Annotated in this window: 16 protein-coding genes and 1 pseudogene; 5 read left to right on the top strand and 12 right to left on the bottom strand. The window is 44.5% G+C overall.

What is annotated here, in order from left to right; genetic code table 11:
- Positions 1-560: 560 nt before the first annotated feature.
- The 6 genes from AC58U0_RS36695 to AC58U0_RS36670 all read right to left on the bottom strand — a co-directional run bounded on the left by AC58U0_RS36695 (position 561) and on the right by AC58U0_RS36670 (position 6,389).
- On the bottom strand, positions 561-1,400 hold the full coding sequence (locus tag AC58U0_RS36695) for a carbohydrate ABC transporter permease (protein WP_497317207.1): 840 nt from the start codon (positions 1,398-1,400) through the stop codon (positions 561-563).
- Positions 1,401-1,410: 10 nt separating this feature from the next.
- On the bottom strand, positions 1,411-2,304 hold the full coding sequence (locus AC58U0_RS36690) for a carbohydrate ABC transporter permease (RefSeq protein ID WP_497383585.1): 894 nt from the start codon (positions 2,302-2,304) through the stop codon (positions 1,411-1,413).
- Positions 2,305-2,381: 77 nt separating this feature from the next.
- Positions 2,382-3,674: an ABC transporter substrate-binding protein gene (locus AC58U0_RS36685; RefSeq protein WP_497317211.1), complete on the bottom strand. Its 1,293-nt coding sequence runs from the start codon at positions 3,672-3,674 to the stop codon at positions 2,382-2,384.
- Positions 3,675-3,939: 265 nt separating this feature from the next.
- Positions 3,940-4,557, bottom strand: coding sequence for an HD domain-containing protein (locus tag AC58U0_RS36680; protein WP_497317213.1), 618 nt, complete (start codon positions 4,555-4,557; stop codon positions 3,940-3,942).
- A gap of 26 nt (positions 4,558-4,583) precedes the next feature.
- A complete protein-coding gene (locus tag AC58U0_RS36675) occupies positions 4,584-5,546 on the bottom strand; it encodes a 2-hydroxyacid dehydrogenase (protein ID WP_497383584.1) in 963 nt (320 codons plus the stop codon).
- Between the two features lie 33 nt (positions 5,547-5,579).
- The gene (locus AC58U0_RS36670; RefSeq protein WP_497383583.1) at positions 5,580-6,389 is read right to left on the bottom strand and encodes a sugar phosphate isomerase/epimerase family protein; all 810 of its coding nucleotides are present in this window, start codon (positions 6,387-6,389) and stop codon (positions 5,580-5,582) included.
- Positions 6,390-6,691: 302 nt separating this feature from the next.
- On the opposite strand from AC58U0_RS36670, the gene AC58U0_RS36665 reads away from it, so the two are divergent.
- The 5 genes from AC58U0_RS36665 (at position 6,692) to AC58U0_RS36645 (ending at position 11,825) form a co-directional block, all read left to right on the top strand.
- Positions 6,692-7,447, top strand: a complete 756-nt coding sequence (locus AC58U0_RS36665; protein WP_497317218.1) for a DeoR/GlpR family DNA-binding transcription regulator — start codon at positions 6,692-6,694, stop codon at positions 7,445-7,447.
- Between the two features lie 108 nt (positions 7,448-7,555).
- A complete protein-coding gene (locus AC58U0_RS36660; protein WP_497317220.1) occupies positions 7,556-8,242 on the top strand; it encodes a class II aldolase/adducin family protein in 687 nt (228 codons plus the stop codon).
- 3 nt (positions 8,243-8,245) lie between these two features.
- Positions 8,246-9,676: an FGGY-family carbohydrate kinase gene (locus tag AC58U0_RS36655; RefSeq protein ID WP_497317222.1), complete on the top strand. Its 1,431-nt coding sequence runs from the start codon at positions 8,246-8,248 to the stop codon at positions 9,674-9,676.
- Positions 9,677-9,703: 27 nt separating this feature from the next.
- Positions 9,704-10,318: a histidine phosphatase family protein gene (locus AC58U0_RS36650; protein ID WP_497317224.1), complete on the top strand. Its 615-nt coding sequence runs from the start codon at positions 9,704-9,706 to the stop codon at positions 10,316-10,318.
- A 25-nt stretch (positions 10,319-10,343) separates the two neighbouring features.
- Positions 10,344-11,825 carry a rhamnulokinase gene (locus tag AC58U0_RS36645; protein WP_497383582.1) on the top strand — a complete coding sequence of 494 codons (1,482 nt, stop codon included), beginning with the start codon at positions 10,344-10,346 and terminating at the stop codon, positions 11,823-11,825.
- A gap of 343 nt (positions 11,826-12,168) precedes the next feature.
- On the opposite strand, the pseudogene AC58U0_RS36640 reads toward AC58U0_RS36645, so the two are convergent.
- From AC58U0_RS36640 to AC58U0_RS36615, 6 genes and pseudogenes are all read right to left on the bottom strand, one after another.
- Positions 12,169-12,413 (bottom strand): annotated as a pseudogene (locus AC58U0_RS36640) (IS110 family RNA-guided transposase); the annotation flags it as partial.
- 383 nt (positions 12,414-12,796) lie between these two features.
- A complete protein-coding gene (locus tag AC58U0_RS36635) occupies positions 12,797-13,309 on the bottom strand; it encodes a S41 family peptidase (protein ID WP_497383581.1) in 513 nt (170 codons plus the stop codon).
- Positions 13,310-13,537: 228 nt separating this feature from the next.
- Complete coding sequence (locus AC58U0_RS36630) at positions 13,538-14,257, bottom strand: 5-oxoprolinase subunit PxpA (protein ID WP_497383580.1); 720 nt, start codon at positions 14,255-14,257, stop codon at positions 13,538-13,540.
- Entirely contained in the window at positions 14,254-15,735 is a 1,482-nt protein-coding gene (locus tag AC58U0_RS36625; RefSeq protein WP_497383579.1) for an amidase, read from the bottom strand. Before AC58U0_RS36625 ends, AC58U0_RS36630 begins: the two co-directional genes overlap by 4 nt.
- Before the next feature lie 111 nt (positions 15,736-15,846).
- Positions 15,847-17,130, bottom strand: coding sequence for a cytosine permease (locus tag AC58U0_RS36620; RefSeq protein WP_497383578.1), 1,284 nt, complete (start codon positions 17,128-17,130; stop codon positions 15,847-15,849).
- A gap of 96 nt (positions 17,131-17,226) precedes the next feature.
- Positions 17,227-17,874 (bottom strand): GntR family transcriptional regulator, encoded by a 648-nt coding sequence (locus AC58U0_RS36615; RefSeq protein WP_497317234.1) that lies wholly within the window; start codon positions 17,872-17,874, stop codon positions 17,227-17,229.
- Positions 17,875-18,206: the final 332 nt, after the last annotated feature.

The following is an 18,206-nucleotide window of genomic DNA, read 5'->3' as shown; positions in this document are numbered from 1 at the left end:
ATTCATACTGCTTCCACTTAAACAAATCTAATTCTGTTTCCAACGTAATTGCCCCATCCCATGAATTCATTTCAATAATGCTATCATGGATTAGAACTTTGCACCAGAACCCGCATAAATCCCTACATTCACCAGAAATTACCTCCTAGTAGCCCCAACTCCTTAAAACTGTTTTGAGTGGGGTTAAGAAGGCATTAGTAATGGTCCTTAATTTATTTTCAACAATGCTTTTTGTTGGACTGACCAAACTCCACAATTCTATTCTCACCTCGACGTCCTCGTTCCAGTCTAAACCTCATTAGATATACAAACGATTGCGTCGGACTTTGTTTTTTGTGTTGAGGTTGAGCACTCGAAGCAACGTAAAAATCAAAAATAACTCATTAGCTCAGAATGGCTTTTCCAGCTAATCGTTCCGTATTGAACTATCGTTCTCGGTCATATTGCGCATATTCACTAAATGCTTGCGCCTTTTTTGTTCTCATCATCTTTGCCTATCCTTGTCATTCTACCTTTCTAAATTGAAAAAGCTGCCCTAAGACAGCTTACCTTCACTTCATTTATTTCAGACCCGATGTTGCAATGCCTTCTACAATGTATTTTTGAAAGAACATAAATATTAAAAAAACGGGAACGATTGATAACGTTGACATTGCGAACAAGGAACCAAGACCTGATTCGCCTTCGGCATCAACGAACATACGTAAAGCTAATGTTACCGTGAAATTTTTGACAGTGCTTAGATATAAGAGTTGACTAAAGAAATCGTTCCATGTCCAAATAAATGTAAAGATAGTAGTCGTTACGAGAGCCGGTACTGTTAGTGGTAGAATAATACGCCAAAAGGTTTGAAAAGGACCACATCCGTCAATCGACGCCGCTTTATCTAGCTCACGAGGTAAGGAACGGATAAATTGAACCATCATAAAGATGAAGAAGGCATCGGTAGCAAAAAATTTAGGAACTACAATTGGCAGAATACTGTTCACCCATTGCAGATTATTGAACAGAATATATTGAGGAATAATCAAGACATGCTGAGGAATCATTAAAGTAAGCAGCATACATGCAAATAGTATACCTTTGAATTTAAAATCTAATCGCGCAAATGCATACGCCGTTAAAGAGCAAGAGATTACGTTAGCAACAATAGATAAACCAACCATGACAAAGGAATTCAGATAAAATGTTGTAAATGTGGTGCGTGCCGTACCAGCCCATCCTTTGATATAGTGGGCTAATGTTACCTCTTTCGGCCATAAACTCAGATTCGTAAACATAAGATTTGACGGCTTAAAGGAACTGCTGATCATCCATAAGACAGGATACATCATAATGATAGCTCCAAAAATAATAACTAGATGGTATATCATTTTTCTGTAATTTGCAGTTAACGCCATGGATACACCTCTAATCGTTGTAATGAACCCATTTCTTTGAAGTAAAGAATAAAAGACCCGTTGAACATGCGATGATAATTAATAAAATCCATGCCATGGCGGATGCATATCCCATTTGAAAGTTCCCGAAAGCATTCTGATATAGATACAATGTATAGAATAAGGTCGAGTTAACCGGACCGCCCGTTCCGTTGCTAATAATATAAGCAGGCGTGAAAGCCTGGAAGCTGCTTATGATTTGCATAATCCCATTAAACAAAATAATCGGTGACAGCATAGGCAAAGTTACAGAGAGAAATTGTCTTCCTTTTCCTGCCCCATCTATCGAGGAAGCTTCATAAAGTTCTTTCGGAATATTTTTAAGGCCCGCAAGAAAAATAACCATGGGTGAACCGAACTGCCATACCTTTAAGAATATAAGTGCAAACAATGCATAGGTGGGCGTACCTACCCAACTCGGAAAATGGACATTGAAGATAGCAAAAAATTGATTAACAATCCCCTCGGCTCCAAAAACCTGCTGCCATAAAACGGCAATCGCGACACTGCCCCCGATAAGCGAAGGAACATAATAGATGGCTCTATACAGACCCAAACCTTTTAGTCCATGATTTAACATAATAGCTATCATCAGAGCAAACATTAGTTCCAGCGGTACAGCAACAAATACATAAGTGAATGTTATCTTCAGCGCTTGAATAAATTGGGGATCATTCGAAAACAAATTGGTGTAGTTCTTTAAGCCAACCCAAGAGGGTGTGCTGGTAAAATTATAGTTCGTAAACGATAAATATAAAGAGCTAGCCATCGGAATCGCACTAAAAACGAATATCCCGATAAACCATGGAGCAAGGAATCCGTACGCAGCTAGCGAAGGGTATTTTTTCATAACAGTCTTCTGCATGTGACTAACCCAACTCCTCTTGTATAAATCGGGAACTAGACCGTTTGTCCAAGTTCCCGAATGGATAAAAACATTGTTTACCTCGTCAATATTTGGTTAGCTTGTGCAAAAAAATCGTTTACTGCTTGTTCAATACTAGTTTTACCGAAAGCTATGGCTTCATTTTCAGCTAGGATGAGTTTTTGTACCGATGCGCTTCCTGCAGGTTGAGCTGGATACGGTTTTATGACGGATTGCATATCATCCGAATATTTGTATTCCTTTTTCTCGGCATCCCCAATTAACGGCTTAATCACTTCTCTCATTGATTTAGCTGGCGGTTGCCCGTGTTCGCCTTTGAATATTTTGGCCGCTTCAGGATCGTTCACTAACCAGTTAATGAGCTTTGCTGCTTCCTTTGGATGCTTGGAATTAGCGGAAATGCCTACACCCGATATGATCATCGGCACTTCTTTCTTCGCATTTGTTGTCCAAGGGTAACTTACAATGTTCAATTCATCTTTCGTGCTTGCCTGATACGTTCTAAGCTGATTGGAGCTCGTACTGATCATCGCGACTTTCCCTTTAGCTAGCATCGACTGCTCTTGACTTTTTCCACCCTGTTCTTTCTGAATGCCTGCCGGCGGTATGACCTTGGCTTTGCGGAGTTTGTCCCAAATCGTATACCAATCTATCAAATCTTGTTTAGTGATGCCCAAGCCTTTATCTGTAAATACCGTTTTCCCTTTTTGAATAGCGAAATTTTCTAGTACTCTGTAGGAGCCGCCCTCATCTTCTGTTGCCCACGCGCTGTCACCAAGCGTCTTTTGAAGGTCTGTTAACGATTTCTCATAATCATCCCAAGTCCAGTTGTTCTTCGGAAGCTCAATCCCCGCTTTCTTATATATATCAGCATTATAGATGATACCCGTCATAATATGGCCCCAAGCCACAAGATATTGCTTGTTATCTTTCTTTCCAGCATCCACATCAACTTTTTCATAATCCTTTAAATTAATGTCTCCCGATGCAATAAGGGGATCCAAATCCATATACATTTTTCTTCCTATAAAATCATCTAAGTAAAAGCTGCTGGCTTGAAATACATCCGGAGCACTACTACCAGCTGCTTGAGCCGTGACTTTCTCAACAAACTGGGCCTCAGTTCCGAATTCACGAGCCACTGTAATCGTTGGATTTTTCTGCTCGAAGGCATCCAACAATTTATTGAACATATCATGACGGGCTTGTCCACCCCACCAAGCCATTCGTAATTCTACCTTTTCCTGCTTTTGACCCTTTTCTTTTTCCTGACTTTGGTTGGTACCTTGGCTACACGCCGTTAAAGCAATCATCGAAGATATTAATAAAATAGTTCCTTTTTTCAGCATTTTTGTAACCTCCCAAAAAATCGTTAATTACAAACAATAGCGTTAACATTTATAACACAATCAACAAGAAGCAACAACTAAAAGTTCGTAAACATAACATTTGAATGTATAAACTGGGTTCATGTCAAGTTTTCCTTACTCAGACCTGACATCATCAGGTAAAAAAAATATCCTTCTTGGAGCCCCGAAAGAACCTTATATACAATCAGGGCTCACTACAAAGCAACATATAGATCGGATTTTAGCAAAACAACGATGTCATGTTCTATAGTTTTGGGATTTGTCCATACCAGTTCATTGCACTTTCCAAAATAAACCAGTATGAATCATCGGCATAGTGTACAATGGTTGTTCCCAAGCTTCGTTTTACAAAACGTCCTTCTGGAGAATGACAACCACAAGCGTGAACAACAGCCTCTGGCAATCCCACTGTCAAAGCAATATAGGCGCCATATGCTGGATGTCTCAATGCAGGACTTCCACTTTCTCTTGGATCTTCTCTCCACCGTTTGATGTTCTCAGGATTGAATTCATAGGGCTTACCCACGTCGTGACATAGAGCAGCAGCCAACAACATATCATCGTCTACGCCCAAAGGCTCATTGAATACTTTTTCCAAACATTCTTTCATAGCAACAGCCATGTAAGCCACACCTAGAATATGATGCAGTTGATTTCCCTTCACAGGCGCATCCGGCATCCCCGAACCCGGCATTTCTTCAATCCGATTATACCCATTCAATGCGAGCGACAGAGCCCAGGCATCAATAACCTTTTGGCGAAGCTCAATATCTTTAATATCATTAACCACAGGTAAGGATTGTACGACACCGTCTTTGATCTCCTGCGGGATATTTACATTTACCTTTAACAAATCTTCCATTCAAATCTCTCCTTTTATTGGTTTTGTTAATAATTAACGGATGTATTTACGCAGGTTGGAAGAGATTCTCTTGCGAGTCCAGCCAACAGATTATCTGCAGTCAGCATGGCCATCCGATTTCGAGTCTCATACGTAGCGCTTCCAATGTGCGGTGTAATTAAAATATTTGACAATGTTAGCAAAGGATGATCTCCAGGCAGCGGTTCCGGATCGGTTACGTCCAATGCGGCGTACGCAATTTTTTTCTCATTTAATGCGTTGTAAAGCGCTTCGGTCTGAACAACTGACCCTCTAGAAGCATTTATAAAATAAGCGGTAGGTTTCATCCGATTAAACTGTTCCTTGCCGAACATGCCTTTGCTATGATCGGATAAAGGAACCAGACTAACAATGAAATCCGCTTGCTCTAACAAAGATTCAAAAGCAACATACTCAGCTCCAAGCTCCAGTTCATCTTGCCTGCGTGTGCGATTGTGATAAATAATACGCATTCCACTGGTCTGCGCTCTCTTCGCAACCTCACTTCCAATGTCCCCCATTCCGATGATACCCATTGTTTTCCCGTATAGGTCTGTTCCTAACACTTCTCTCCATTGACCCGTTTTAACCAAGTTCCAGCCTTCGTGAATACGGCGCGCTGCCGATAACACCAATCCAAAAGTAAGGTCCGCCGTCGCTTGTACCAAAACACCTGGCGTGTTGCTGAACGGAATTCCCTTTTGCGTGCAGGCATGAACATTAACGTTATCATACCCCACCCCTGATTGAGCAATCACACGGAGTTTCGGAGCAAAGGATAACAATTCTTCATTTATCTTAATCGTGTTATCTACGTTGAACAGCCCTTCGGCGTCAGCTAACCATTCCTTCAACTGCTCCAGGGGAATGGAGCCGGAACCTTCCCACCGTTTCACATCGCAGTGTTCGCGTATTTTGTCGTAAGGTTCAGGCCATGTTTTACCAGTTAAAACTACTTTATATTTACTCATCCCTAGGTAGACCCCTTTTACAGTAGAATGCTTTCAAAGGCTAAGCGGTATTAACCTTTCCTTCACATAGATGCTGTTTTTCATCATACAACCGTCGGGATCAGCTACAGCTTCGGCGGATTCTTCTTCTACCATAATCCAGCCCTCGTAACCCGAATTTTTCAACATACGGACTATAGCAGGAAAATCTATAACGCCTTTCCCCATTGCCTTCCATTCATGAGCCAAGGATGCATCTTTAAAATGTACATGTTTAATGAAAGAGCGATAATTATTGAAAACATTCAGCACATCCATCCCGCCTGCGGCAATATGCCCCGCATCCGGTGTGTAACCAATTACATTGGTGTCCAACCCCTCAAATAGTACTTTGTAATCCTCTTCAGTCCGGAACACAGATCCAGGGGGAGAGTTCGGGTGGAATGCACAAGTAATTCCATTCTCTTGCGCTCTTCTAGCAAGCGTGTTGACACAACGAAGAATATTTTGCTGGCGAAGCTCTAATTGTTCCCTATCCTTTCCTGGAAGCGGAACCACATTTAACAAGGCATTGGGGAAATGTTGAAGGTATTCAAGGAAGTAATCCGCTTGCCTGCGCTCATCCTCCGTTTCCTCAGAGTGAAGCCATTGTAGAGAGAGTGTCAGGGCAGTCAATTCGAGGTTTCTTTTTGCAAGCTCTTCTTTAAGAAGCAGGGGATGCTCATGGAACCTTCCCAACATCACGACTTGTGTATCCAACCCTTTGAATCCACCCTGTTCAATGACATCAAGAATATGCGGAAGATTATCCATTTGTTTCTCATAGCTCATTTGCCACGTGTATCCATGACATCCAAATCTCATACTTATTAGCTCCTTCCTTCTCAGAATACCGCAAATAATTATCGAATGATAACAAAGTGTTAATAATTCAATAATATACAACCATCAATATCTTGTCAATCACTCATTTCACATCTCTTTTTGTTTTTTACAACGGGCAAACTTAAGTAATATTCAGAGATTCAGATTAACTTTTAGTGATTTTATCCATTATCGTTATTAAATTGACATTATTACAATAAATCGATAATAATTAAAGCATAACTATCATCATTGTAGTGATGAAACAATAAAACAATAAATTTAATGGGGTGTTTGTTACTATGTCATTAGAAAGACACCAGAAACTGCTTCAAATCCTCGAGGAAAAAAAATCCATTGATATCCATTTTTTAAGAAACGCCCTGAAAGTCTCCGAACCCACAATAAGAAATGACCTGCGTTTTCTGGAATCGGAAGGCAAGCTGCAAAGAACACACGGCGGCGCTACGTTGCAAATAAAAACGAATGAAGTTTCGTATAGTCAGAGAGCGGTTATTAATCAGACTGAGAAAGCGCGCATTGGCAAAGCTGCAGTTCAGTGGATTGCTCCTGGCGAAACGGTTTTCCTTGATGCAGGATCAACGATTATGGCGCTGGCCTCCCAGCTTCCGTCGGGATTTGATTTTAACGCCGTGACGACAGCGCTTCATATTGCATTGGAGGCCGGCAAGCAGACCAACGTATCTGTACATTTGATCGGCGGCATGCTGCAGCCTTCGCTACAGGAAGTCGTCGGTCCCAAAGCTATCCAAGGAATTAAGGAAATTCACGCCCATAAGGTGTTTCTCAGCATTAGTGGTTTGGACCTAACGAAGGGGATTACGGAGAACCACGTCTTCTCTGCGGAAGTTAAAAAAGCGATGATTGAAGCCTCAGATCAAGTCATTGTCCTTGCAGATTCCAACAAGATGGACAAAGTATTCTTCGCAGATGTTCTCCATTTAAATGACGTCGATGTGTTAATAACCGACAATGGCATCTCGGAAGAATATCATCAAGCCCTTCTTTCCCGCGGCATACATGTCGTTATTGCTTAAGTAAAACAATAAAATAATCTTTCATTGACAATATCATTTTTTATCGTTTAGTATTATTTCGATAATACATTTATCGATTAAATAAAAACGATAAGGAAGTGTACCTCTATGACTTCTTCTGTATCTGCTCAATTAAAAAAGGAATTAAACCTGTACGGCAGCAAAATTGTCGACAAAAACCTCGCTGTAGGTCCAGGTGGTAATATTAGTGTAAGAGACGGCGAAATCATGTGGATTTCCCCAAGTGGCTTTGCTTTAGATGAAATTACAGACGACCAATGGGTTCCCGTTCATATTCCAACCGGTGAACCTCAGCACCCTACCCTTAAAGCTTCTTCTGAGATTGCGATGCATTTATACATTTACCGTGAACGTTCGGAAGTTTATGCCGTTGTCCACACACACCCTCCTGCCACTATTGCAGTCATTAGTTCTGGACATGACGAAATTCCATTTATGTTTCCGGATCATGTTGCTCTGGTCGGATCTGTTCCAAGCATCGAATATGTCATTCCATGTTCAGAAGAACTGGCGCAAGCCGTTGTACAAGCTATAGTCCCGGATTATCCTGGCTTACTCCTAAAAAACCACGGACTGATTACGGTTGGCGCCAATCTCAAGCAAGCTTACTATCGCACTGAGCTTATGGAGGATTCAGCTAAAGTCTACTGGATGGCCAAATCCATCGGTACGCCACGAACGTTAACTCGAGAGGAAGCAGATGCTATTCTTAACCTGGAAGCTGAGAAGTACCGGCAAAAGCTGCTTGACAACAGTTTAAACGGGGTGAAATAAAAGATGACCCTCTCCTCCTTCATCGGTATAGATATTGGAACTCAAGGTCTTCGTGTAATGGCATTGGATCAAGCAGGCCATGTGCTCTGCTCAGAAAAAAAAAACTTTCAATTGACGGATAACAGGGACGAACAGAATCCAGAGATGTGGTGGTCTATCCTCATCGATGCTCTGAAGGAATTTACAAAGCATTTTGTGAAGGTTGCTCCTTTATCGTCTATTAAAGCTATTTCTGTTACTTCTACTTCAGGTACCGTCATTCCAGTAAACCGAAATTATGAACCGCTGCATGCCGCGTTGATGTACAGTGACAAGCGTTCAATCAATGAATCCGCTATATGCTCAACCATATCCGCAATTCCTATTAATCCTTCATATGGTCTACCCAAAATGCTCTGGTTTAAAAATCACTATCCAGAGCAGGCTGAGCATCTTCATCTTTGGTGCCATGCGGCCGACTTTATTATAGGAAAATTATGCGGAGTTTGGGGGATCACTGACTATACGAATGCTCTTAAGAGCGGGTATAACTTGGAGCGTGAAGAGTGGCCTGAATATATAAGCACATCTTTAGAAATCCCTTCCTATCAGCTTCCTAGAGTCGTTCCTCCCGGAACTGTAATTGGTCAGATTTCAAAAGAAACCAGCACTCTTACTGGACTTCCTAACTCTATTAAAGTTGTCTTGGGGATGACCGATGGCTGCGCCTCTCAAGTCGCTTCAGGCTGCACCAAGCCCGGGGATTGGAACACCACGATCGGTACGACTCTGGTCATAAAGGGTATAACCTACCAACCCGTTCATGATCCGCTTGGACGTATTTATAATCATAAACATCCTCAAGGTTATTGGATGCCTGGCGGAGCAAGTAATACGGGGGCGGATTGGATAACGCGTGATTACAATGATTATGATCTGCAGCTGTTAAATCAACAAGCTGAATCCTTTCTTCCTACCCCCTGGCTAAGTTATCCGTTGACACAAGCCGGTGAACGTTTCCCTTTTCTAAGTGCTGTTGCTCGAGGTTTTGATACTGAAGGATTAACAATCGAACAACGCTTCGCCGCTCGATTGGAGGGAGTTGCTTACATTGAGCGCTTATCCTATGAATGTGTTGAATCTCTCTCTTCCGAAAAGGTGCATGGTATTTATACAGCTGGCGGCGGAAGCTTAAGCGATGTATGGTTAAACATTCGCAGCAATATTTTACAGAAACCAATTTATAAAATGAAACATGTCGAGGGCGCCGTCGGTGCAGCAATGATCGCTGCATCCCAAACGCAATATCAAACCTTGGGTGAAGCCGTTTCGAATATGGCGCAGGTCGATAAATATATCGAACCTGGAAATTGGCAGGAAACCTATAACGAAAACTATTATCGCTTCAAATCACTCTTGCAGGAAAAAGGGTATATCCCTAAGCTCGAAAGCTGAGGGACTCCGAAAGGTCGTGAATCTATAATGACTCGCTTTTATGTATTAAGGCATGGGGAAACAGAATGGAACCAACAAGGAAATAAATACTGCGGTATGACAGATATATTCTTAAACGAAACAGGACTAGAACAAGCAAAGCTCGCTGCTGCCGCATTCGCTAAGGAAGGTATAACTGCCATCTATTGTTCACCCTTACGAAGATCGCAGCAAACTGCCGAAATTATAGGGCACTCATTGAACCTGGAACCCATCATCGATGAGCGTATACGCGAAATTGATTTCGGCCAATGGGAAGGGAAAACGAGACATGAGCTTGAATCCGAATTTCCAGGTGGATGGAACGCTTGGTTATCCGACCCTCATTCAGTTCGGGCTGGTAATACGGGAGAGACAGGCTATGAGGTAGCCTCCAGATATTTATCTTTTGTTCAAGAACAATACGTGAACCGTCCCCATGATAAGATATTGGTCGTTGGCCATAATACCTCCAATCGGCTTTTCTTAGCCGCTTCATTAGGCCTTGCCTTCAGCAAATATCGGAGTTTTGTGCAGCATAATGCAGCTATCTCTTTGTTGGAAGCGAGCCCGAATGAACTTGTATGGGTTTATATCAATCAGACAGCACATTTGAATACATGATTTATAACGGGAAAGTAGTGATACGATGAGTGTATTGGCTTTCGATTTAGGAGCAAGCAGCGGAAGAGCTATAGTCGGTCGGTTACTCGATAATCAATTGTCCATTGAAGAAATTCACAGGTTTGCCAACACCCCCGTTCAAATCGGACAACATCTGCATTGGAATATTTTAAGTTTATTCCAAGATATAAAGCTAGGCCTTCTAAAATCCAATCAGTTAAAACAAGAGCTGCTGAGCATGGCTATTGATTCTTGGGCACTTGACTTTGGTTTGATCGCTCGTAATGGTGAATTATTAGGAAATCCTTTTCATTACCGCGATGAACAAACACATGGCATGATGGACGAAGTGTTTGGTCTCCTCAGTCGTGAAGAAATCTTTAACCTGACAGGAATTCAGTTTATGCCTGTGAATACCCTTTATCACCTTTATGCAATGAAAAGAAATCAGTCACCTATACTTGAACAGGCGGATCAATTATTAATGATTCCCGATCTGTTGCGATATTTTCTAACAGGAGAGAAGCATACGGAATACACGAATGCCACAACCACCCAGCTTTTTAATGCACGTTTACAATCATGGGACTACACGCTGCTTGAGAAATTAGGAATCCCGTCGCATCTGTTTGCACCTATTATTAAACCGGCGTCATTCGCAGGCCATTTACTACCTTCAGTTTGTAACGAATTTGCCATTCCTTCTATTCCCGTCATGGCTGTAGGCGAACACGATACAGCATCCGCTGTTGTGGCTGTTCCAACAGATCAACAGGAGTTTGCTTATATTAGCTGTGGAACCTGGTCACTGATGGGAACGGAAATAAGTGAACCTTTGATAAACAAAGCTGTACTGGATTATAATTTCACCAATGAAGGCGGAATTAACGGGACTATTCGTCTGCTCAAAAATATAATGGGGCTTTGGATATTACAGGAGTGCAGACGGGTTTGGGGACACAATAACATGGACATATCTTTTTCGGATATGGTGGACGCAGCGGTCCATGTGCAGCCATTTCAATCCTTCATCGATCCCGATGACCCTATGTTTCTTCTTCCAAGCAATATGCCCTTCCAGATTCAAGAATACTGCCGTAAGACCAATCAAGCGGTTCCGTATAGCGTAGGCGAGATTGTTCGTTGTATATTGGAAAGTCTAGCTTTTAAATACAAGATGACCTTAGATATGATGGAGGAACTTACCGGTATCATGTACACAGGCCTCCATATTGTAGGTGGGGGAACTCAAAATGCACTACTTTGCCAATTTACTGCCAATGCTATTGCTCGCCCCGTTTGGGCAGGTCCTAAAGAAGCTAGCGCCATCGGGAATATTGCTGTGCAATATATGGGGCTGAATCAAATTGGCAGTCTGCGAGAAGCGCGCAAATTAATCAAAGATTCATTTCATATATCAACATATGAGCCTGAATCAATTGAATCTAGCACAGACGCATACGCTAATTTCTTAAAGGTAACAAATATTCTTAAACTAAGATCCTAGCCACGAGTTACTAATTGCTATAAAATTGCTTTTAATTTTCCGCATCCCAATATATTGTTCATCTAATGGCATCTTAACACTTATTTATTGAAGAATTAGGATAATTTTCCGAATTAAAACGGTAGCGCCAGGCTTTATTGAAGCGGAGGCAGCACAAAGGCTGATTAACCGGATGCCAAGATGACAGGTTACCGCAAAAGTGCATTAAACCAACTGATGGGCTCCCTGGGAGGAATTCCAATCGGTCGTCCAGGACTACTAGATGAAGTCGCTTAGCTCGTTGCTTTTCTGCTATCCGATAGCACTGCTACAGGTAGTGAATATACGATTGACAGTGGAACAGTTCCAACGGTTTAAGTAAAGCCCTTAAACGGTGTTTCTGTTGTATTCATCTAACCATCGCATTAATTTTCAAAGCCTTCTCATTGTATTTGAAAATGTGAGATGCCGCTTAGAAAGTACGATACCGCGAAAATTTGTCGCTTGTGCTACATGAGTTTCCTTTGCTATGTCTATACCCACAACAAGGCGAGAAGTGGTAATTCGTTCAATACGTTGATTTTGTCCGTCTGTTTGTTTAAACTTCATAGTGAGAGCGGCTCCTTGATGGTATTGGGTTACAAAGCCGTCGACAAACCCATCATACCGAGGCGCTCCTTTTTGACAAAGGCTATTTCTTAGCCCTAACAGCGTAATGCCTCACCTACCGCTGCCGGCAGCCTGTTTGTCATGTTGATATTGTTTCCCGTTATCCCTTTGACTCGGATACTAAAAAAACCTTCAAAGGGACTTCTGTCGGCGTTCTAATCTTGTCTTCATTTCCTTAATAAGTTTTTCTTGCCCTGGAACGGGACTATCCATCATTTGCCCTAATCCTTGTTTAAGAAGCGTCTCATAGGCAACGTCGGATGCTTCTTCCTGTGTAACTTCGATATCCGGAATAACACCTTTTCCTTCCCAAGTGTCCTTTGTTATTGGATTAATGGCATGTGCGTTCGGATAAACACTTCGAAATGGTTATTTATTCGATGTATCCAACCTGGGTTACCACCACCACCTGTATTTTCACCTACAACCAAAACTCTTTTAAGTGCTTGAAGGCTATAAGCAAACTCTTCAGCCCCTGAAAACGTCTTTTTGCTAGTTAAGATACATACCGGTTTCTTTCCACCAAATCGCTTTCCAGAAACATACGGCAGATTCCAGAAAGATTGTGTTATTCCGTAATATCTCCAGTAGTATTCACTAATTGCAATTGCATGGGTGCTCTCCAATAAATAACTTGCAAGGAGAGCGACCATAAAGGATGACCCACCATACTTTTTCCGAAGGTCGATAATCAAGCTGGTTGTATTTGCTATAAAATTCATCGCGCTGACAGCTGTTTCACCAGCAAATTCCGGCGGAACGAACGTATGCAACTCAAGATACCCAATATTTCCAGGAAGTCGCTGCACTTTAGCAAAACCATAGTTATTAAGCATAAACTGCGTTTTTAAACTCTCTGATGGTACCCTTTCCGAAAAGAATATTTATATCATATACCATATTTTACCTTAACAACTTCGATTTAAACTATTATCCCCTTTCGTTCAGCGCCCACGGAAACTGATGCGGTTTTTTACTCGCATTTTCTATGCTTCAGTAAAAATTCATCTATTTAATACAATAAAAACTCCCAAGTCTCCAACGAAGAGAACTTGGGAGTTTGTTTACTTAGCGTCCAAAAGAGGCCACAGCCGGTCGCGGATCGCTTTCATGATAGATGGCGCGCCGGCGGTGTCACTGTGTACGCAGATCGTCCCGATATCTGCGTAGTCCGGGTCCTCTAGCAGCGCGGCCACGCGAGAGGCGATGTCCACAGTCGAACCGATCTCTTGGAGTGTCCACCCGAACATCTTCACCTTGCCGGCCGAGTACGGTCGATCGGCGAAGTATTCATGAACGACCCGAATGCCGAGGCGTGCCGCGCTCGTCGAAGTATAGCACCCTGGCAGGGTAAAGACGCTGAGCGAAGGGTCAAAGGCGTAGACGGCTTCAGTGAAGGCGTCGGAGAGCGCCGGATCGTCGGATGTCATCATATAAAGGGCTCCGTGAAGCTTCACATGCGCCATGGTCATTCCTTCCGCGCGAAGGAATGCGTCGAGCGCACCAAGCTGATACAACGAAAGATCGTATACTTCATTCGGCGACATTTGTATATACCTACGGCCGAAGCCTCCTCGATCGGGCAGCCCGATATGGGCGCCTACTCGAACACCGTACTTTTTGGCCAGGGCCACCGTCTCGCGCATGACGCCAGGCTCCCCACCATGGAAGCCGCAGGCGATGTTGGCAGAAGTGATCAGCGGCATCATCTCTTGGTCGGCCCCGTACCGGTATACGCCGAAGCTTTCCCCCATATCACAATTTAGGTCCATTGCAGTCCTCATAACCCTGGTTCTCTCCTTGGAGATGCATGCTGCTCGTAATCGTAAGCAAACCGCAAGAGATCCGCTTCTGCGAACGGCTTACCGACTAATTCAAAGCCTACGGGGAGATGACCGGCGAAGCCTGAGGGAACCGACATGGCCGGAAGGCCAGATTGCGAAGCAATGACCGTATTGGTCGGGAACGTCAGACACGTCCACTTCTGAGCGTACAACTCCTCGCGCTTCGGTGGCAGCACTTGAACGGTCGGATAGAGCAGGAAGTCCACTTCATTGTCCAGCATCAGGTGAACGATCGCGCGCCGGAATTCCTCTTGGCGCACCCGCATGCGGTAATATTTTTCGTTACTCTCCGGGTCCTCCGGTCCGGCTTCGATGTCGTGGAACAAGTCGTTCATCGGGTGGAACGCATTGGCGTCGTAGATTTCCTTGAAGCTCTTGAGCGGAGCGTTCGGCCGCTTCTGCAAGAAGGCGTTGATGTCCTTCTTCGACTGCAAAATGTACAGCGACGTTTCGGTAATCCATTGACCAACATCAGGGATCTCGAGCCCTTCCACGACCTCGACGCCTTGCTCCTTCAACCAGTCAACAGTCGATCGAATCCGGTTGTTCACAGGAACGCAGTCCGGATCGCTGTCTGGACCAAATGCATTCGAGAGGACGCCAATGCGGTACTCCTTCATGCTGGCGCCTTCGAGCGTGGCCTCGTACCGCCCAGCATGCGTGGTATGAGCCGTCGCAGCCGTAAAAACGTCGTTCCGGTCAAAGCCGACGAGGACGTCCATTAGCTTCGCTGCGTCTTGAACCGTACGCGTAATCGGACCGGCCGTGTCTTGGTAATGCACAAGCGGAGAAAACCCGTTCCGGCTGATCAAACCGGTCGTGACGCGAAGGCCGAACAAGTTATTGAAGGAAGACGGTAACCGAATTGAGCCTCCCGTATCTTCACCGACGCCGATCAAGCCAAAATTAGCGGCGATGCCGGCGCTCGTGCCCGCGCTCGAACCGCCGGATTCACGGTCCAGATCGTACGGGTTTTTCGTGTGATCCGTCACGGACGAGAAGGAGAACCAACCCGCCGCGAAGTCACACATACTCGTCTTCGCAAGGATCACCGCCCCGGCTTGGCGAAGTCGCTTGATGAGCGAAGCGTCTTGTTCCGGCACGTAATCTGCGAACGCTATGGAACCGAACGTTGTGCGGATGCCAGCTGTCTCGGCTTGGTCTTTCACAAGCACAGGCACCCCATGCAACGGGCCCTTGAACTCGCCCGTTTCGGCGAAATAAGTATCCAGCGCCTTCGCCTCCTCCATCGCGGAGGGATTGACAGTCACAATCGCTTGGATGCTAGGGCCTTGATTATTGTAAGACTCAATTCTATCTAGATACCATCCTACCATATCTGCCCCGGTGACGGTCTTTGCCTTCAAGGCTTCGTGAAACGACTCCACGGTAGCTTCCATATACGTAAAAGTACTCATATGATCAACTCCTTTTTCTGTCTGTGCATATATGCTACAATGGCAGCAATGAATCTCCTTTGCTTCGTCGGAGAGACGCGTTGGCAGACGCTCCTCTCGCTGCCGATTCCGTTACTGTTTCGCAGCTACCGTTTTGGGAGCAACGACGGACGATTTCTTGGAAATCAGCCAATAAGTAATGGCGGAAACAATCATCCCGCAAATCGCAGTGGATACGCTAGGAAACTGAAAGTTGGCGAAGAGAGCGGCAGCTGAACCGATGCCCCAAGCAAGGAAAGGCTGGTACCGAATATTGGCGTCGATGGCAGTCGACGACTTGCGCGTTACCAACTGGTCCATAATGATAATCGTACCGATCGGCGGCACGATCACGCCTAGGAGATTCAGCCAGTTAATGAAGAAACCCCAAATGCCAAGCGCCGCAACCAGAATCCCGATAATGCCGAGTGCGATCGTCATCGTACGCATCTTGGTCCCGGTAATGTGCGACCAACCGACGGCTCCGTTATACAAGCAGTGTGAGCAGACCGAACCGAGATTCACGAAGAGAAACAGCACCGCAATCCAAGTTAGAACGCCGCCTTTCTCAACGATAACACCGAATACATCGCCCGAGCCGCTTAGCGTCGCTGCGGCAATCACGCCTCCGACGATCATTGCGATCAAATTCGAAACGGGGAATGCGGCAAAGGTCGCGATTAAAGCGTGCTTGCGATTTTTCGCCCAGCGGGTAAAATCGGACGTCATCGTACCCGAGTCGGCGAACAAGGCGAAAACGAGCGTGACGCCAACCCAGAACGCCAACGGGGAATTAGGATTACCGGCATAGCTCATAACTGCATTGCCGTTCCCGACAGCCTCTACTGCAGAGTACAATCCTAGTATGAGAAACAGAGGTACTGATATGATTCCAATAATGGACAATGCCTTTATACCTATCAGTGTCAACAGCAAGTACAAAACGCCTGCTACCACTACGATGAGCACTTGATTCACGCCAAATGCGCTGCCAATGCTGACGCCGGTTAATCCCGTCTGCACCGCAAACCACCCTATGACGAGCGTAGACAAGAGCGCGGAAGAGACCATGTACCCTTTTCGTCCAAATGTCTTCGAAGCTTGAAGGGAGAAATTATACCCGTCCTTTGCCCCAAGGATGCTCAGAAGCCCGACATACGCAAATAACAGCCCATTACCAAGAACCATTGCAAGTATCCCGCGCATGAAGCCTAACCCATGAACGAGCGTGGCGCCGGTGACAGCACCGGTAATAATCATTGGAAATCCGACCCACACGGAGGTAACGGATAACAAGGACTTTCGTTTCTCCTCTGGAACGGCTGAATGCTCGTACTCGCTCTCAAAAAGCTCATTATCAACTGTAGCTTGACTCATTTGAATACACCTCCGTTAATTTTCTACGCATGTTCTTCTTCAAGCCTTAATCGCGCTACACCTCACGCCATGGCATTCACCTCTATACTGAGTTTACTATTTATTGGATAGAGCTTTTGAAACCACGTCGCAAGTATATATCAGGTGGTCGGCGATCTTCTCGAGAAGTAGGGGGAGGTTATTCTGCCGAATCAAATCCAAAATCTCGCGGTGCTGAATTTGCGCTTCTTGAAAATCGTCCACCGACGACGAATAGATCGTCATGTAAGGTTCCACCTTATCCCACACATTCTTGATCAGCTCGAGCATATGGGAGGATTTTGAACATTCGTAAAATCGAAGGTGAAAGAGCTTATTCAACTTCCTCCATTCTGCCACGTCCATGTTCGGATTCGCCATCGTTTCCAAGATGTCTTCCAAAACCCCTATGTCATCGTTTGTTACCTGTTCGAGGGACCACTCCGCGGCGAGCATTTCCAGGTGCTGGCGAATGGTGAACATTTGCTTCACTTCCTCCACCGACAGCTCATTGACGGTTACACTGCGCCTTTCGAATGTAATGAAACCTTCCGCCTGCAGCATGCGCAGCGCTTCTCGCACCGGCATTGTGCTTACGCCAAACAACTCCGCTAGCGTGCGGATCGAAATCTTCTTCCCGGGCGGGATCACCCCAAGGGTAATGCGCTCTCTCAAGCGGTCATACACTTCGTTATTCACTGATAGCACTTTAATTATGTCACTCATTCTTTCCCCTCCGCGATATGTGATATGTGATCACACTAGATTTGATAATGTTATTATGACAAGGCAAGGGCGATACGTCAATACTATTTATCAGAAAACATATTCCCCCCTTATACCCATAAATAATTCTTCATGTTGCTGAACAATGCTGCCTGTTAGCGGGGAAAAGGCAGCCGCTTGATTCGGCTGCCTTCACTGGTGTTTTATTAAGCTATCGTTCTCCGTCCCTCGGTTTTAAGGGTTTATCTCACATATACTCACTCATTCGCAGGATTTTGACACCTTGGTTTGCAGATATTGTTCAGGAGAGCTCTCATCAGACGTAGCTATCC

The organism is Paenibacillus sp. J31P190 (assembly GCF_059692075.1).
This window is presented reverse-complemented; position numbering and strand designations above follow the sequence as displayed.

What these genes read in the sequence shown, in the direction of transcription:
- AC58U0_RS36660 (WP_497317220.1), top strand. Translation starts at nt 7,556, where the DNA reads ATGACTTCTTCTGTATCTGCTCAATTAAAAAAGGAATTAAACCTGTAC.
- AC58U0_RS36630 (WP_497383580.1), bottom strand. Translation starts at nt 14,257, where the DNA reads ATGAGGACTGCAATGGACCTAAATTGTGATATGGGGGAAAGCTTCGGC.
- AC58U0_RS36650 (WP_497317224.1), top strand. Translation starts at nt 9,704, where the DNA reads ATGACTCGCTTTTATGTATTAAGGCATGGGGAAACAGAATGGAACCAA.
- AC58U0_RS36615 (WP_497317234.1), bottom strand. Translation starts at nt 17,874, where the DNA reads ATGAGTGACATAATTAAAGTGCTATCAGTGAATAACGAAGTGTATGAC.
- AC58U0_RS36635 (WP_497383581.1), bottom strand. Translation starts at nt 13,309, where the DNA reads ATGCTTAATAACTATGGTTTTGCTAAAGTGCAGCGACTTCCTGGAAAT.
- AC58U0_RS36675 (WP_497383584.1), bottom strand. Translation starts at nt 5,546, where the DNA reads ATGAGTAAATATAAAGTAGTTTTAACTGGTAAAACATGGCCTGAACCT.
- AC58U0_RS36685 (WP_497317211.1), bottom strand. Translation starts at nt 3,674, where the DNA reads ATGCTGAAAAAAGGAACTATTTTATTAATATCTTCGATGATTGCTTTA.
- AC58U0_RS36690 (WP_497383585.1), bottom strand. Translation starts at nt 2,304, where the DNA reads ATGCAGAAGACTGTTATGAAAAAATACCCTTCGCTAGCTGCGTACGGA.
- AC58U0_RS36680 (WP_497317213.1), bottom strand. Translation starts at nt 4,557, where the DNA reads ATGGAAGATTTGTTAAAGGTAAATGTAAATATCCCGCAGGAGATCAAA.
- AC58U0_RS36645 (WP_497383582.1), top strand. Translation starts at nt 10,344, where the DNA reads ATGAGTGTATTGGCTTTCGATTTAGGAGCAAGCAGCGGAAGAGCTATA.
- AC58U0_RS36620 (WP_497383578.1), bottom strand. Translation starts at nt 17,130, where the DNA reads ATGAGTCAAGCTACAGTTGATAATGAGCTTTTTGAGAGCGAGTACGAG.
- AC58U0_RS36670 (WP_497383583.1), bottom strand. Translation starts at nt 6,389, where the DNA reads ATGAGATTTGGATGTCATGGATACACGTGGCAAATGAGCTATGAGAAA.
- AC58U0_RS36625 (WP_497383579.1), bottom strand. Translation starts at nt 15,735, where the DNA reads ATGAGTACTTTTACGTATATGGAAGCTACCGTGGAGTCGTTTCACGAA.
- AC58U0_RS36655 (WP_497317222.1), top strand. Translation starts at nt 8,246, where the DNA reads ATGACCCTCTCCTCCTTCATCGGTATAGATATTGGAACTCAAGGTCTT.
- AC58U0_RS36665 (WP_497317218.1), top strand. Translation starts at nt 6,692, where the DNA reads ATGTCATTAGAAAGACACCAGAAACTGCTTCAAATCCTCGAGGAAAAA.
- AC58U0_RS36695 (WP_497317207.1), bottom strand. Translation starts at nt 1,400, where the DNA reads ATGGCGTTAACTGCAAATTACAGAAAAATGATATACCATCTAGTTATT.